Here is a 15600-nt window from a genome sequence, read left to right on the forward strand (position 1 = left end):
TAATGGCCTCTTTATCATCACATTTATCGCCGATTACCCGCCGCCGTTTAGTCGCGTTTAAAGCCAACCGCCGCGCCCGCGTATCGCTATGGGTGTTTGCCACGCTGTTTATTCTCAGCCTGTTTGCCGAGCTAATTGCCAACGACAAACCCATCGTGATGCAGTACGACGGCCAGTGGTATGTTCCATTGCTGGTGGATTACCCCGAAACCGAGTTCGACGGATTTCTCCCCACGCGCACCGATTATTTAGACCCGTTTATTCAACAACAGATTGACGATCACGGCTGGGCCCTGTGGCCGATCATTCCATTTTCGTACCAGACCCTGGATATGAACATGACCCGCCCTTCCCCGGCGCCACCCGACAGCCGCCACTGGCTGGGCACCGATGACCAAGGCCGTGATGTACTGGCACGAGTCATTTATGGCTTCCGGCTCTCAGTCGCTTTTGCCCTGGTGCTGACTGCCGGGTCGTTAGTGATGGGCGTCGTCATTGGCGGTGTGCAAGGCTACTTTGGCGGCAAAGTTGATTTGATTGGCCAGCGGTTTACCGAAATCTGGTCGGGCCTACCGGTACTGTTTTTACTGATTATTTTAGCCAGCTTTGTGCAGCCGGGTTTTTGGTGGTTGCTGGGCATTATGCTGATGTTCTCTTGGCTGGGCTTGGTGGATATTGTGCGCGCTGAGTTTCTGCGTGCGCGCAACTTAGAGTATGTGCGCGCCGCCAAAGCCATGGGCTTGCCGTCACGCTTGATTATGTGGCGCCACGTGCTACCCAATGCCATGGTCGCCACGCTGACGTTTATTCCGTTTTTGTTTACTGGCGCGATTGGCACCCTGACCGCACTGGATTTTCTCGGCTTCGGTCTACCGCCCGGTGCTCCTTCGCTAGGTGAGCTGGCGGCCCAGGGGAAAAACAATCTACATGCCCCTTGGCTGGGCATCACGGCGTTCATGACGCTGGCGATCATGCTCTCACTGTTGGTATTTATCGGCGAGGGCTTGCGCGATGCCTTTGACCCTCGTCACGTGCAGCAGCGCCCAGTAGGCCCTGCCCAGGAGAATCAACATGCCTAATCCTCTGCTGCGTATTGAGCATCTTGATATCGCTTTTGATGACAATCCGGTGGTGCACTCACTCTCGCTCACCCTCAACGCGGGTGAAACCCTGGCAATCGTGGGTGAATCGGGTTCGGGTAAACCGGTATCGGCGCTGGGTATGGCTAATCTGCTACCCAGCAATGCCACCGTGCGAGGCGAGCGCTGGTTGGGCGACACCAATCTAGCCAACTTAACGCAAGCCCAGTGGAACTCAGTGCGCGGTAATCGCGTCGGCTTTATCTTCCAGGAGCCAATGACCTCGCTTAATCCGCTGCACCGGGTCGGCAAGCAAATCGCTGAAGCGCTGCAGCTGCATCAAGGGCTACGTGGTCAGGCGGCACGGGAACGCAGCAAAACATTACTGGAGCAAGTTAAGCTGCCGCGCCCGGAGGAGCTTTTAAATGCTTGGCCCCACCAGCTTTCAGGGGGGCAGCGTCAGCGGGTGATGATTGCCATGGCGATTGCCAATAACCCATCGCTGCTGATTGCCGACGAGCCCACTACCGCGCTGGATGTCACGGTACAGCAAGACATTCTCGCCTTACTGCGCGAGCTGCGTGACCAACATGGCATGGGCATGCTGTTTATCAGCCATGACTTAAACCTGGTGCGCCGTTACGCGGACCGCATTTGCGTGATGTATCAAGGCCGCATCCAGGAAATAGGCCCGGTGGAACAGGTTTTTCAGCACCCGCGAAGTGATTATACCAAAGCGCTGCTCGACGCCGAGCCAGAGGGCAGACCCCAGGCCATTAAGCAGGCGCCGCCGCTACTCACGGCGCGTCAGTTAAGCGTGAGCTTTAAACGTCCCAAAACCGGCTTATTCAAGCGCCAGCCGCCGGCATTTGTAGCGGTTCAACCGACCGACCTGCATATCGCTCCCGGAGAAACCCTCGGTATTGTGGGTGAGTCTGGCTCGGGGAAAACTACCCTCGCTTCGGCAATCATGCGCTTGGTCACTAGCCAAGGCGATATTACCCTGGGAACCGACACGCTCAGCAGCCTAACCGGCGATGCCTTACGGCGTCAGCGTCACCGCTTACAGATGGTGTTTCAAGACCCTTATGGCGCCCTTTCCCCGCGTATGCCGGTGTTTGATATCGTTAGCGAAGGGCTGCGTTTTCACTACCCTCATCTAACCACTGAAGTGATCACCCAGCGGGTTAAACAAACGTTACACGAGGTTGGGCTGCCCGAGAGCTGCGCCGCCCGCTACCCCCATGAATTTTCCGGAGGCCAGCGCCAACGTATTGCCGTGGCCAGGGCGATTATTCTGGAGCCCGAACTTTTGGTGCTTGATGAACCTACTTCGGCGCTAGATCGTACCGTACAGAAGCAGTTAGTGACGCTTCTGCGCGACCTGCAGGCAAGACGTCAACTTAGCTATCTGTTTATTAGCCACGATTTAGCCGTTGTGCGCGCCATGGCGCATCGCATTATGGTGCTCAAAGATGGTGAAGTGGTCGAACAAGGCCCCTGCTTAGACGTTCTTTCAGCGCCACAGCATACTTATACTCAAGCACTGATTGCCGCCGCGCACCTGGTTAACTAAATCGAGCCACAATACTTGGCATTATTAATTTATAAATCAAAATAACGGTATAAATTTTCAGATAAAATAAAGCCGCTCGCCATTTTTGGGGAGCGGCTAAAGAAGGCCTTAAACAAGCACTCAGAAAAGCGCGATTTCGTCGGCCGTTAATTCTCGCCACTCGCCGGGCGCCAGGTTGGCATCCAACACTAAATCACCGATGGAGCTGCGGTGCAGTGAGTTCACGTGATTACCCAAGGCGGCAAACATACGCTTCACCTGATGATAGCGCCCTTCGGTAATGGTGAGTTCCGCTTGAGTCGGCGATAAAAGCCGTAGCGTTGCTGGGTGCGTCGGTGACTCCTCGCCATCAAGCATCAAGCCGTCGGCGACTTGGCCAATCGCCCACTCCGCTGCTGCGCCTTCCATAGGCTCGGCAAGCTCGGCGATATAGACTTTAGCGCAGCGGTGGCGTGGCGACGTAACGCGGTGCGACCACTGGCCGTCGTCAGTTAACAACAGCAGACCGGTAGTATCCACATCTAACCGCCCTACCGGCTGTAAGCGTTCGGCTTTGGGCAGATCGATTAAATCGATCGCCCGTGAGTAGAGCCCACGGCGGGCGTTGCATTCAACGTCGACCGGCTTGTGCAACATAATGTAGCGTAAACCGACCAGCGCCAATCGTTCGCCATTTAGCACGACAACATCGTTATCGGTGTCGATCTGAGTGGCCGACTGCTTAATCGGCTCACCGTTCAGGGTCACCTCGCCATTTTTAAGCGCTCGCTTGGCGAGGCTACGGGTTAACGGCGAGGTCTCACTTAAAAAGCGATCAAGGCGCATCATTAACCCACTCCTGGCAGCAGCTCAAAACGGTCGGCATCTTGCCAGGCAGGGAATTTTTCACGAAAAGCATCAAGGGTAGTTTTATCCAGCGTGCCCGTTTCGATAAACGGGGTATGAGCAGGGTGGTCAATGAGCGGTTCACCTTTAAAGTCGACTAATAAGGAATCACCACTGAAGGCAAGCCCCTTAGCGTCTTCTCCAACGCGATTCACACCAATGACATAACTTAAATTTTCCACCGCCCGGGCTTGCAATAACGTGCGCCAGGGTTGGCGACGTGGTGCTGGCCAGTTGGCGATACACAACAGCACATCATACTCGAAATGAACGCCTTTCGCAGGCTGCTGACGCATCCAAACCGGAAAGCGTAAGTCGTAACAAACGCTGAGTAGCAGCTTAAACTCATTGAGTTCGACGACTTTACGCTCTTCGCCCATGCCGTAGCGTTCATGCTCGCCCGCCATCCGGAATAGGTGACGCTTGTCGTAATAGGTGAGCTCACCGTCAGGCGTCGCCCAGATCAGGCGGTTATAAAACTCGCCACCCTCTTCGATCGCCACACTGCCGGTCATCACGCAGTTACGCGCCTGCGCCTGAGTCTGCAACCAGGCTACGCTCTGGCTTTGTGCCATTGGCTGGGCCATTTCACGCGAGTTCATGGTGAAACCAGTGGCAAACATTTCCGGCAACACAATCAGGTCGGTATTGCGGCTGTCCAACTCGCCCAGTAGCTGTTCAAGGTGGGCGTGGTTAGCTTGCGGGTCTTCCCAGCGTAAATCGCACTGGACCAAGCTCGTTCTAAGTTCGCTCATTTAACACCTCCTATTCAACCAGTGTTACGACCACGTTTATGATAGATTAGCCTCTTTAAATAATGAGGCTGCTATGCTTCCTACTCCAACACGCGACCCTGAAGCAGTCAAAGGCGTCATGTTCGGGTTAACCGCCTACACCATGTGGGGCTGTTTTCCACTTTTTTTTGCCTTGTTTGACGGCGTTCCTGCGTTCGAGATCTTGATTCACCGTATCCTTTGGGCATGCATATTTCTAGTTGGTTTAATCACCTTATTGCGCCGCTGGCCGCCGGTGGTCGCCGCACTGGGGGAGCCCAAACGGCTGGGCCGAGTATTGGCCTGCGCGTTGCTGATCGCCTTCAACTGGGGCATCTATATCTATGCAGTGGAGTCTAAGCAGGTATTGCAGGCAAGCCTGGGGTACTTTTTAACGCCGCTGGTTAACGTTGCCCTGGGCATGCTGGTACTGCGGGAAGTGATGGCAAAGCTGCAGCTGGTCGCGCTGGGCTTGGCAAGTATCGCCATTGCCACCCAGTTTGTGATGCTCGGCGAGCTGCCATGGATTAGTTTGGTATTGGCGCTGAGCTTTGGCAGTTACGGGCTATTTCGTAAGCAAGTGCCGCTGGACGGACTTTCCGGACTGTTTGTCGAAACCCTGCTGCTATTCCCCCTCGGCCTTATCGCCTTAGGGTGGCTAAGCTGGAACGGCAGTTCACACTTTTTGCAGAATACATCGACCACGGGTCTGTTAATCGCCAGTGGTGCTCTCACAGCGTTACCACTGATGGCGTTTGCCGGCGCTGCCCGACGGCTGCGCTTGGCAACCCTGGGATTTCTGATGTACATCAACCCCAGCATCCAATTTCTTATCGCCCTTAGCGTGTTTGGCGAGCCGTTAGGCCTTATCCAGTTGGCGACCTTTGTGCTTATTTGGATCGGGCTCGCGCTCTACTCGTGGTCGGCATGGCAGTCACGCCCGCGCTACGCGACGGCTAGCTAACGCCAGCGGTGTCGGGGCATCAGCGATGACCTCTAGGGAGTGATCGCGCTCGGGCTGATAGCCAACGCGAAAGCCACCCCAGTGTTTGCCCTGGACATACACCGGTACAGAAAGGTCGTGCATTATTTCGCCGGTGTCGCGCTTGTAGGTTTGCAGTAGCAATGGCTTTTCATGAGCACCGCAGCGGCTGCCGGTCGGGTCATCGAAAATGCGTTTGTTGCGGCAGAATTTCAAGTCGTAAGCATAGTCACCGGTTGGCTCAAGGCTGACCGCGTTATTGTGAGTTGGCACATAGCCCTTGCGGTCGCAGGCGATGGCATAGCTTAAGCCAAGCTGCGTGAGCAAAGGCTCCTGCAAATCCGGCAGATACCTGTCTGTGAAACTATCAAAGCCGGTTTTATACTGCGGTGGCTGAGTCCCGGGAATTTGTTCATACTGGGGCTGGAAAAGTGCAGTGCCTGAAAGCTCGCCACTGGCGATGGCTTTTTCAAATAGCTTGCCCAGCTTATCAGCGGTTGACCGCGCAGCATGGAACACTTGCTGGTGACGCCCTTCTAAATGCTGCTGCGCCAGTTCACCGTCGACCCCTTCCGCGGCCTCCATGAGTGATCGCGCCTGCTCCGCCAAATCGTGCATGTTGCGATTGCCTTCATCGACATCGTCCTCCAACTGGCTCAAGCCGTCCGCCACGGTTTGACTATGCTGGCGAGTGTTCTCCATCGCATCAGCAACGCGGGTAATTTCGCTCTGCACTTGGTCGAACTCTTGGGTCATTGTACCCAGACTGTTGCCGACCACTTGCAAGCCTTTGGAACGCTCGCTTATCCGGGTCATTAAATGGCCCATCGTGGCGACCACCGATTGACCGCTCTGATGCATATCCTTCACTAACTCATCGACGCTTTGCGTCGCGGTAGAGGTCTTGAGTGCCAGGTTGCGCACTTCACCAGCGACCACTGCAAATCCTCGCCCGTGTTCACCCGCTCGGGCCGCTTCAATCGACGCGTTGAGCGACAGCAGATGGGTCTGTTCGGCAATCCCCTCAATCATTGAGGTCACATTACGCACCCGCTCAATTTTCTCATTCAGCGCGGTGAGCATTTCAAGCGCTTGATTCGAGCGGTCGGCAACGTCGCTCATGTCCTGAATAATTTCGTCAAGTTCGGCATGGTTATGATGGCTGGCTTCCCGGGCGTTCTCTGCCAACGCCGCCACTTGGCTGGCGCTGGCGCTGACCTGCATAATGGCTGCATTAATCGCCGTCATACTTGATGAAGCCTCACGGGCCATGGCCTCTTGCTTGGAAAGGCGTTGATCCATCAGATCGGCGTAGTGCGACACTTCAGCCGAGGCAATCGCGGTGCTACTAGCACGTTTCATTAACCGGTAGGCCATGGCACGCAGTGAACGGTAATCACGCAGTGACTTGACGCCACGCTGGTGCTGTTCAAGGCGGCGCTGACCGGCGCGGTGCACGCTCTCAAAGGCGCTCAACAACATAGCCCCACCGCCGCAAGCAGCACTCACCAATGCGGCATAACCCCAGAGGCCACCTTGGGTGACGAGTACAACCGACAGTACCAACAACAATAATGGAACCAGCATCAGCATTATGCGCATAAGGTGATCTCTTTTATTGACATTATTGATTAATGATTACCCTGCAGAAAGTATAATTAACTTTCCTTTGTTCATAAGCTTAACGGGTTATACGTTTTAAATAACTAGCACTTTGGGAGGGGAAGATGAATGTTGTGCAAAAGCTCTTGCCCATCACATATGTATTGAAGGACCAGTAAATATAAGCACTGACACAAAATGAATTATCACTTACCCTCACTGCTTAGCCATAAAACCACTGGACCCCATGCTTAAGCGCTACTTGCCCATTTTGACGTGGTTGCCCCACTACCATAAACGCCTATTGGGCGCTGACCTATTAGCCGGGTTGATCGTCACGGTAATGGTCATCCCCCAGTCGCTTGCCTATGCGCTGCTCGCCGGCCTACCTGCAGTGGTCGGGCTGTATGCCAGTATTCTTCCCCAGCTAATCTACACGCTGTTTGGTACTAGCCGAACGTTAGCGGTAGGCCCCGTCGCTATTATTGCCCTGATGACCGGTGCGGCACTCTCCTCTGTCGCTCTGCCCGGTACAGACACCTATTTACAGGCGGCGCTAATTCTCTCACTGCTTTCTGGCGGCATGCTTGTGGCGATGGGATTAATGAAAATGGGCTTTTTTAGTAATTTTCTCAGCCACCCAGTCATTTCGGGCTTTTTAACGGCGTCAGGCATTTTAATAGCGGCTAGCCAGTTGGGCAGTTTGCTGGGGGTTGAGAGTAGTGGCTTCACCCTTGTCGAGCGCCTCGTGACGCTGATACCCAACTTAACCACCTTCAACTTGCCTACGCTTTTGATCGGCAGCGCTACACTCGTGTTTTTGATTGCTATGCGACGCCACGGCAAAGCCACCCTGCACAAGATGGGCCTACCAAGCACCCTGGCGGACCTGATCGCAAAAGCGGGGCCAGTCTTTGCAGTAATGATTACCACCCTAGTGACCTGGCACTGGCAGTTGGCCGATAAAGGCGTCGGCGTTGTGGGACAGGTTCCCAGTGGGTTGCCCGCGTTAAGTTTTCCTTGGGGAGACTACTCGCTGTGGCGGGCACTGCTAATCCCTGCGCTGCTGATTAGCCTGGTCGGCTTTGTGGAGTCGGTCTCCATGGGGCAGATGCTGGCGGCGAAGCGACGTCAACGCATTTCACCCAATCAAGAATTGATCGGTCTGGGTGCCAGCAACTTTGCCGCCGGTTTGTCTAGTGGTATGCCGGTTACGGGCGGGCTTTCGCGCACGGTGATCAACTACGATGCGGGCGCCCAAACACCCGCCGCGGGCGCTTTTGCCGCGCTGGGTATCGCGCTCATCACCCTGTCATTTACCGGCTGGCTTTACTACCTGCCCATTGCCACGCTGGCCGCTACCATTACCGTGTCTATTTTGACGCTGGTGGATATCCCCATGTTGCGTCAAACATGGCGCTATTCGCGCAGCGACTTTGCCGCCATGGCCGTGACCATTCTACTGACGCTATGCGAAGGGGTTGAAGCTGGCATTATCAGCGGCGTTACCCTGTCTATCGCGCTTTTTTTATACCGCACCAGCCGCCCCCACAGCGCGCTGGTAGGCCGCGTTCCTGACACCGAGCATTTTCGCAACACAGAACGTCACGATGTGGAAACGGTTAACAATGTGGCGCTTCTGCGTATCGACGAGAGCCTCTATTTTGCCAACGCGCGTTATTTAGAGGACACCGTTTATAACCTTGTCGCAAGTCAACCTGAGCTGGAACACGTTGTGTTGATCTGTTCGGCGGTCAACCTAATTGATGCTTCGGCGCTAGAGAGCTTGGATGCGATCAACGCACGCTTAAAAGACTCCGATGTAAAATTGCATTTATCCGAGGTCAAAGGGCCGGTGATGGATCAGCTCAAGAAAAGTGACTTTCTAGAGGCGCTGACCGGACGGGTATTTCTAAGTACTTATGCCGCTTGGCGTGAATTTTCTGAGCGCACTTGAAGCTTTAACTAACGCTCGTTTGAATGCATCATAGACTTCTAAACAAGCGCATCGATACCAAGAGCGCCAAGGAGTTGGGATGCCAAGTGAGTGGATAGCACGCCATGATGAGTCACTGACGTTGCAGGGGGAGTGGACACTTGCCAATTATCAGTGCATCAAAGCCGAGCTTCGCCAGCAACACATCAGTCAAGCGACAGGTGCTATTTCGTTGGCAGCAGTCACCCGGCTCGACACCGCGGGCGCTGTTCTTATTGTCGAGCTTATCGGCATCGAAAAAGCCCATTCGGTATCTATATGGGCAACGGAGCTGCCTAAAGTGCAGCAGGCTCTGCTCATACGTATTGCCGAGGCAATGCAAGTGCCCCTCAACGTTGAGCCGCCCGCCTATTCGCGTATCAACCAAGCGCTTGCCGACATTGGCCAATACATGGCGGGGCTATGGGCGCAACAGCGTCAGCTGCTGGCATTTATCGGCCTGGTGATTGCCACCCTCTTCTATCTGGTATGGCAGCCACGCCGCTGGCGGGTAACCGCCAGCGTTGCCCATATTCAGCAGAGCGGCCTTAACGCCGTGCCGATCGTCGCCTTATTAACCTTTATGGTCGGCGCCGTTGTGGCCTTCCTGGGCGCCACCGTGCTTCAGGATTTTGGCGCCACAATTTATACCATTGATCTTGTTGCGTTTTCTTTTTTACGAGAGTTTGGCGTTCTGCTGGCTGCGATACTGCTCGCGGGACGAACCGCCAGCGCCTTTACCGCCCAGATTGGCGCCATGAAATCCAACGAAGAAATAGATGCCCTGCAGGCACAGGGGCTGGACCCCATTGAACTATTGGTGCTGCCCCGCGTGATGGCAATGCTGATTAGCCTGCCGCTGCTCGCTTTTGTAGGCATGCTCAGTGGCTTAGCGGGCGGTGCCATGGTGTCGTCACTGTCACTGGATATTTCGCTGGGCCAGTTTATTGCAACGCTACAAAAAGACGTCTCAGTGATGCACTTTTTGGTGGGGCTAAGCAAGGCACCGGTGTTTGCCTTTGTGATTGCTGTTATCGGCTGTCTTGAAGGCTTTAAGGTCAGCGGCAGCGCTCAGTCCGTCGGCGAACACACTACCTCCAGCGTGGTTCAGTCAATTTTTATGGTGATTCTTATCGACGCGTTAGCCGCGCTGTTCTTTATGGAGATGGGCTGGTGACGCATTCAGATAAGCCTGTCACGCCACACAATCCGCCGGTGATTAACGTACGCGGACTGGTTAATCGCTTTGGACCTGTGGTAGTACACCAAGACTTAGATTTGAGCCTTGAGCAGGGAGAAATCCTTGGCGTCGTGGGCGGCTCCGGCACAGGAAAATCGGTACTTTTGCGCAGTATCGTTGGCTTGAAACGCCCTGACGGCGGCACAGTAGAGGTGTTGGGCACCACGCTGAATGCGCTTAGCGAGGCAGAGCGCAGCCAAATAGAGCGTCGCTTTGGGGTGCTGTTTCAACGCGGCGCGCTATTTAGCTCGCTGAACCTGCAGGAGAACGTTGCGCTGCCGCTGATTGAGCTCGCTAACTTACCGAGGGAAGACGCCGAACACCTCGCTAGGGTGAAACTGGCGCTGGTAGGCCTGCCTCCAGAGGCAGCCTTGCAATTTCCTGAATCGCTCTCTGGCGGCATGGTCAAGCGCGCCGCTCTGGCCCGAGCCTTAGCGCTTGACCCTGATATTCTTTTTCTCGATGAACCCACGGCGGGCCTTGATCCTATTGGCGCAGCCGCCTTTGATCAACTGCTGGTAACGCTCCGTGATGCGTTAGGTTTTAGCGTTTTTCTGGTGACTCACGACCTGGATACCCTATATGCCGCCTGTGACCGGGTAGCGGTGCTGTCGCAAAAACGCGTTTTAGTAGTAGACACTATCGACAGGGTGGCTGAAACCCAGGACGAATGGATTCAAGACTACTTTCATGGGCCTCGCGGGCGAGCCGCTCAACGCGCGCATAACGCCTTGCCAACGATCACTAACCTCCAGGAGTGACAGCAGATGGAAACCCGCGCGCATCATGTGTTAATTGGTCTATTCACCTTGGGTACCGCCGCCGCGGCACTGCTGTTTGCGCTATGGATGAGCTATGCGGCGGGCGAGCGCAGTTACCATCCCTATCGCATCCTTTTCGAACGCAGCGTTAGCGGTTTATCAGAAGGCAGCACGGTACAGTACAACGGCATAGAAGTCGGCGATGTCACCGAGTTGACCCTAAACCCTGAAGACCCACGCCAAGTCATTGCCAGTATTCAAGTCTACGACGATACGCCAATAAAATCGGACACTCGCGCTAAGCTGGCCATTACCAGCATCACTGGGAGCATGTCCGTGCAACTTTACGGCGGCACTCCTGAAGCCCCACTGCTGATTGACCAAACCGATATGGAGGCGCCATTTATTCAGGCAGACCCTTCGCCCATCGCGACGCTGTTCGATGAAAGCGAAGAAGTGATCAAAAACATCAATTCAATTCTAATTAGCGTTAACCAGCTGTTTGACGACAATAACCGCGAGCAGGCAGGCAATATTCTGACTAATATTGCCCAGATCACTGATATGGTTGCCACCCAGCAGGAAGCTTTAAGCCAAAACATGGCGCTTTTTGGTGAGGTGTCTCGCCAGGCAACGACTACCCTCGCCAGCATCGATGAGCTCAGCCAGGAAGCAACACAGTTACTGCGTCAAGATGGCCGACTTGTGCTGCAAAGCACCGCCGAAGCCAGTCGCGATGTCGCGCGTACTGCCCAGCGTATTGAACAGTTAGTCGAGACCAACGCCGGCGCCATTGAGGGCAGCCTGCAGGGCGCGCAGGATATCGCCCCGGCGCTGTCTTCCTTGCGCTCCACGCTCGATACACTGGATCGTATTACCCGCCAGCTGGAAGAGAGCCCAACCGACTTTTTCCTGGGCCGTGATCAGGTAGAGGAGTTTCGCCCATGAGTTTTCGTCTTACTACTATCGCCATCCTCAGTGCTGCACTATTACTTAGCAGTGGCTGTTCAATACTGCCCGACAGCGAACCAGCCACGCTTTACCGCTTGCCTGCAAGTGACTTACCGTCTGTAGCTACCTCATCAAACAGTGCCAGCCAACGCCTCGGCGTTGCCGCCCCGGAAGCGGGACACCTTCTCAGTAGCAACCGGATTGTGGTTTATCCAGAGCGTAATATTGTCAATGTGTACGAGAGTGCCCGCTGGAGCGAGAATGCCCCTGATCTACTCCAGGCACGCTTGATTAACGGTTTACAGCAGAGCCAACTATTTGCCAGCGTGGGTAGCGACCGCTTGCCCCATGAACTGCTGATACTGAGTGAGCTGCGCCACTTTCAAAGCGAATACGATAATGGGCTACCAAGCGCTAAGATAGCATTAGACGTACAGTTGATCGAAGCTCAAAGCCGTAAGCCACTAGCGGCACACAGCCTCAGCGCCCGCTCGCAAGCCAGCAGTGTTGAGATAGCCGATGTCGTAGAAGCCTTTGGCCGCGCCAGTGATGAGCTGACTGAGCAGCTGGCCAACTGGTTAGCCACCCAGTCAACGCTGATAGACACAGCGAGCCAATAAATATCTTTCTTTTTAGCTGGGTAATTTTTTAATGTACGCCCGGGGGTCGCGGGGGTAGTAGCGTTCCGGCTGGCTTTCAAGATGAGTGAAGTAGCGCGTGTCCTTATAGGGCATTTTCATGTAGCCCGACACGCCCAAGCCCTCTATTTGGCTTACCGAAGTGAGGATGCGCGCCAGCAGCGTGCGAAACGCTTTCTCGCTCGCGGGATCCAGCAGGCGGTAGTAGCTATGGATTTTGAGGTGCCGAGGGAACGCCTCAAAGATGATCATCCCGGTATGATGAATAGCGTTGAGCTGTTGCAGCGCCTGCATAATGGCATCCGGCAGTACCAGCAACTCTTCTGGGTCGGGGCCGTCTTCGAAGTAGCTGTGCTGACGGGTACGATTCTCAAGCTCCGATACCACGCTTAGTTCATAGCCAATCGCCATCTTCGCGTCACTGACAAACGGTTCGTCTGCTGATGCACGCTCAATATGGAGGGTTTGGCGCGCGTTAAACAGGCAGCTTTTAAATACCCCTTGGCGATGAATCGCTCGCGCCAGATGCACCATGTTATTCACCGCTTCGATAAAAGCAGGCTTCATCGCCGGGTCGTGTAAATTTAACGATGAATCAATATATACCCCTTCACGCTCCCAGCGCACCGCCAAGCCCCCTACCACCCGGTACTTACCCAGGCGACTCACCGATGCCAAAAAGGCCTTTTCGGTTTCCCCCATCCCCTGCATAAACTGTTTGTAGTAGCGATCCAACTGCACGTCGTTGACGTCGTTGAGGGTTTCTTGGGCATGTTTTTCCTGTGAAAAGGCTTCGCGCAGAAAGGCTTTGCGCGAGCTATACACCACGGTATCAATCTCCTGATGTGTAGGGCGAGCCCATACCGGGACTAGCGGCACATTGAGCGATGCAGGCAGATCAATCATCACCACTTTGCCCATGCGTGGCATGTTGGATAAAAAGTAGTCGCCAGCTTTGCGGCGCACTTGAGGGTCGGGGTCGAGCATACCATCCAGGGTGCGCGCAAACTCCATCGGCAGCCCAAGTGAGCAAGCAGGAATGGCCCGGTGGCCAAATCGGCAGGATTGCGCCGACGCCAGCGCATAAAGGGTCCCTGCGGCCCCTTGCTCGTCAAATCGTGGCGAAGACAGCGCGCCGTTTAACTGCTCTTCGCCAATAAAATAAACGTCCCCCAGGCGGGCATTGGTTTGCTGCAGATTATCCGACATTAGCTCCATCACATTGGCGCCCACAAACTGCAGCTGAGCGTCTAGCTGAGCAAATACCGATGAGCCCCAGTCGATAAGTGCGATAGATTCAGATTCAGGATCAAAGACTAAATTGGAGGGCTTAATATCGCCATGCACCACCGGGCGGCTCTGGGGGCCTGACTCACGGCGCAAAGCGGCAAGAATATCCGCCAACTGTGCGGCGACACGCATGACGAGCCGGGGCGCCAAACGCCCCTGTTCAAGCGAGACCTGCTCTAGATTACTGCCGGGGGCTCTCTCCATCACCAGGATTGATTGCCCCCGGGAGCGCTGGTAGGCGATCAGGCTTGGGATTCGCGGGTGCGAGACCTGGTCGAGCATGAACGCCTCCTCTTCGAGACGTTCCTGCAAATGCGGGGGTAACGTAATACGCGAGAATTTAAAGACATAATCTTGGCATGCGGTGCTGCCAGCAAACACAAAGCCATAGGCACCTTTACCGATAAGCTCAATATCTCGATAGCCCAACTGGGTAAGCTGCGCCTGGCACAGCGCCACCCAGTCTTTAAGTTTACGGGCATCGTGATGACTGAGCAGATAGACCGACTGCTCTTCGGGTATGTAAAACTGCTGAAGCGGTGCCTGGGACATAAGTCGCCTTGCTAGCCCAAGTGGAGCAGCATGGTTTCTGGGGCTTCCAGAAAGCCCTTCCAGGCATTACAGAAGCGCGCGATGGTGCCACCATCGATAAAACGGTGATCTCCCGCCCAGGTAATCGTCATAATCGCGCGGCGCTGCACTTCGCCCTGTTCATCAAACCGCGGCAACCACTGGGTCTTGCCAATAGCGACAATCGCGCCTTCCGGGGCGTTGATAATCGGTGCTGCGTAGGTACCGCCCAAGGCGCCAATATTGGAGACACTGATAGTACCGCCTTTGAGATCCGCCTGATCAACGCGCCCATCTCTCGCGGCGTTAGTTAATCGCCCAACCTCGCGAGCAATTTCTAACAACGTTAAGCGTTCAACGCCTTTGATATTAGGCACCATCAAACCGGCGGCGCTATCCACCGCCATACCAATATTGCACTGAGGATAGTAATGCAGCGCATCGCCCGCCGCATTTAACTGGGCATTCATAATGGGCTCTTCGCCCACCGCCAGCGCAAGGGCTTTCATAAAAAACGGCATCAACGTGAGCCGCTCACCTTTGGCTTCCGCCAGTGGCTTTAAGCGCACTCGTAGCGCCAACAACGCCGTGACATCAATCTCTTCGCCATAGTGAAAGTGCGGAATGGTGCTGGCTGCTTCGACCATGCGCTTGGCCATAACAGCGCGAACACCGCGTAGCGGTTCAACTCGTGGCGCCTGGCTTTCGGCCGGGGCTTTGAGCACGGTTTGGCCAGGTTCCTGGCTGGGTAGGGCCGAAGATTGCGATGTTTGGTCAAGGTGCGCCAGCACATCCTCTTTTAGCACCCGGCCCTCTTTGCCGCTGCCAGCAATGTCTGAAAGCTTTAAACAATGCTCGCGGACTAAACGTCTAACCGCGGGGCTTGCCGGGACTTTGTCATTTATGTGACCCGAAACAACGTCGAGTGCTTGCGGCTGCTCTCTTGGCCTTTTATTGGCGCTCGACTGTGCAGATTCTGGCTCGGTCTCGCTTTTTTTGTTGCTGGCTTGGCTGCCGACTTGTTCGTCGGTGTCGTTACCCCCACTCGCTTGGTAGGCGTATAGCGGCGCGTGAACCTTAGCAATCTGCCCCTGGGCGACATAAAGCTTCGTCACTACCCCCGCCTCGGGAGCAGTGATTTCAACCAACGCTTTGTCGGTCATGACTTCAACGATGGGCTGGTCTTCTTCAATTTTATCGCCTTCAGCGACACGCCATTCGACGACTTCGCACTCGACGATGCCTTCGCCAATATCCGGCAGTAAAAAATCACTCATT

Annotated in this window: 13 protein-coding genes; 8 read left to right on the plus strand and 5 right to left on the minus strand. The window is 54.9% G+C overall.

The annotated features are described in order from the left end of the window. Positions 1-2: 2 nt before the first annotated feature. Together RZA33_RS03895 and RZA33_RS03900 are read left to right on the plus strand one after the other, a co-directional pair. A complete protein-coding gene (locus tag RZA33_RS03895) occupies positions 3-1079 on the plus strand; it encodes an ABC transporter permease (protein ID WP_317506534.1) in 1077 nt (358 codons plus the stop codon). After that, entirely contained in the window at positions 1072-2655 is a 1584-nt protein-coding gene (locus tag RZA33_RS03900; protein WP_317506535.1) for a dipeptide ABC transporter ATP-binding protein, read from the plus strand. The genes RZA33_RS03895 and RZA33_RS03900 overlap by 8 nt, the downstream gene beginning before the upstream one ends. Before the next feature lie 120 nt (positions 2656-2775). Here RZA33_RS03900 and RZA33_RS03905 read toward each other — a convergent pair whose 3' ends face one another. Then, on the minus strand, positions 2776-3480 hold the full coding sequence (locus RZA33_RS03905; protein WP_317506596.1) for a pseudouridine synthase: 705 nt from the start codon (positions 3478-3480) through the stop codon (positions 2776-2778). 2 nt (positions 3481-3482) lie between these two features. After that, on the minus strand, positions 3483-4295 hold the full coding sequence (locus RZA33_RS03910) for an amidohydrolase (RefSeq protein ID WP_317506536.1): 813 nt from the start codon (positions 4293-4295) through the stop codon (positions 3483-3485). Between the two features lie 73 nt (positions 4296-4368). On the opposite strand from RZA33_RS03910, the gene rarD reads away from it, so the two are divergent. After that, positions 4369-5277 (plus strand): EamA family transporter RarD, encoded by a 909-nt coding sequence (gene rarD, locus RZA33_RS03915; protein ID WP_317506537.1) that lies wholly within the window; start codon positions 4369-4371, stop codon positions 5275-5277. Here rarD and RZA33_RS03920 read toward each other — a convergent pair. Beyond that, positions 5248-6897: a methyl-accepting chemotaxis protein gene (locus RZA33_RS03920; protein WP_317506538.1), complete on the minus strand. Its 1650-nt coding sequence runs from the start codon at positions 6895-6897 to the stop codon at positions 5248-5250. The two genes, rarD and RZA33_RS03920, sit on opposite strands and share 30 nt — an antisense overlap. Before the next feature lie 247 nt (positions 6898-7144). Here RZA33_RS03920 and RZA33_RS03925 point away from each other — a divergent pair, with 247 nt between their 5' ends. The 5 genes from RZA33_RS03925 (at position 7145) to RZA33_RS03945 (ending at position 12444) form a co-directional block, all read left to right on the plus strand. After that, positions 7145-8854: a SulP family inorganic anion transporter gene (locus RZA33_RS03925; RefSeq protein WP_317506539.1), complete on the plus strand. Its 1710-nt coding sequence runs from the start codon at positions 7145-7147 to the stop codon at positions 8852-8854. A 79-nt stretch (positions 8855-8933) separates the two neighbouring features. Continuing rightward, positions 8934-10049: an ABC transporter permease gene (locus tag RZA33_RS03930; protein WP_317506540.1), complete on the plus strand. Its 1116-nt coding sequence runs from the start codon at positions 8934-8936 to the stop codon at positions 10047-10049. Further along, a complete protein-coding gene (locus RZA33_RS03935) occupies positions 10046-10873 on the plus strand; it encodes an ABC transporter ATP-binding protein (protein ID WP_317506541.1) in 828 nt (275 codons plus the stop codon). Before RZA33_RS03930 ends, RZA33_RS03935 begins: the two co-directional genes overlap by 4 nt. Positions 10874-10879: 6 nt before the next feature. Further along, positions 10880-11821, plus strand: a complete 942-nt coding sequence (locus RZA33_RS03940) for an MlaD family protein (protein WP_317506542.1) — start codon at positions 10880-10882, stop codon at positions 11819-11821. Then, positions 11818-12444, plus strand: a complete 627-nt coding sequence (locus tag RZA33_RS03945) for an ABC-type transport auxiliary lipoprotein family protein (protein ID WP_317506543.1) — start codon at positions 11818-11820, stop codon at positions 12442-12444. The genes RZA33_RS03940 and RZA33_RS03945 overlap by 4 nt, the downstream gene beginning before the upstream one ends. 12 nt (positions 12445-12456) lie before the next feature. On the opposite strand, the gene RZA33_RS03950 is transcribed toward RZA33_RS03945, so the two are convergent. Together RZA33_RS03950 and RZA33_RS03955 are read right to left on the minus strand one after the other, a co-directional pair. Beyond that, positions 12457-14304 carry a protein kinase domain-containing protein gene (locus RZA33_RS03950; protein WP_317506544.1) on the minus strand — a complete coding sequence of 616 codons (1848 nt, stop codon included), beginning with the start codon at positions 14302-14304 and terminating at the stop codon, positions 12457-12459. A gap of 11 nt (positions 14305-14315) precedes the next feature. Then, the gene (locus RZA33_RS03955; RefSeq protein WP_317506545.1) at positions 14316-15599 is read right to left on the minus strand and encodes a 2-oxo acid dehydrogenase subunit E2; all 1284 of its coding nucleotides are present in this window, start codon (positions 15597-15599) and stop codon (positions 14316-14318) included. Position 15600 lies beyond the last annotated feature (1 nt).

Source organism: Halovibrio sp. HP20-59 (genome assembly GCF_033052795.2).
Lineage (GTDB): Bacteria > Pseudomonadota > Gammaproteobacteria > Pseudomonadales > Halomonadaceae > Vreelandella.

Coding starts and splice junctions, on each gene's coding strand:
- RZA33_RS03955 (WP_317506545.1), bottom strand. CDS start 15,599: ATGAGTGATTTTTTACTGCCGGATATTGGCGAAGGCATCGTCGAGTGC.
- RZA33_RS03905 (WP_317506596.1), bottom strand. CDS start 3,480: ATGCGCCTTGATCGCTTTTTAAGTGAGACCTCGCCGTTAACCCGTAGC.
- RZA33_RS03895 (WP_317506534.1), top strand. CDS start 3: ATGGCCTCTTTATCATCACATTTATCGCCGATTACCCGCCGCCGTTTA.
- RZA33_RS03900 (WP_317506535.1), top strand. CDS start 1,072: ATGCCTAATCCTCTGCTGCGTATTGAGCATCTTGATATCGCTTTTGAT.
- RZA33_RS03945 (WP_317506543.1), top strand. CDS start 11,818: ATGAGTTTTCGTCTTACTACTATCGCCATCCTCAGTGCTGCACTATTA.
- RZA33_RS03925 (WP_317506539.1), top strand. CDS start 7,145: ATGCTTAAGCGCTACTTGCCCATTTTGACGTGGTTGCCCCACTACCAT.
- RZA33_RS03930 (WP_317506540.1), top strand. CDS start 8,934: ATGCCAAGTGAGTGGATAGCACGCCATGATGAGTCACTGACGTTGCAG.
- RZA33_RS03910 (WP_317506536.1), bottom strand. CDS start 4,295: ATGAGCGAACTTAGAACGAGCTTGGTCCAGTGCGATTTACGCTGGGAA.
- RZA33_RS03940 (WP_317506542.1), top strand. CDS start 10,880: ATGGAAACCCGCGCGCATCATGTGTTAATTGGTCTATTCACCTTGGGT.
- RZA33_RS03920 (WP_317506538.1), bottom strand. CDS start 6,897: ATGCGCATAATGCTGATGCTGGTTCCATTATTGTTGTTGGTACTGTCG.
- RZA33_RS03950 (WP_317506544.1), bottom strand. CDS start 14,304: ATGTCCCAGGCACCGCTTCAGCAGTTTTACATACCCGAAGAGCAGTCG.
- rarD (WP_317506537.1), top strand. CDS start 4,369: ATGCTTCCTACTCCAACACGCGACCCTGAAGCAGTCAAAGGCGTCATG.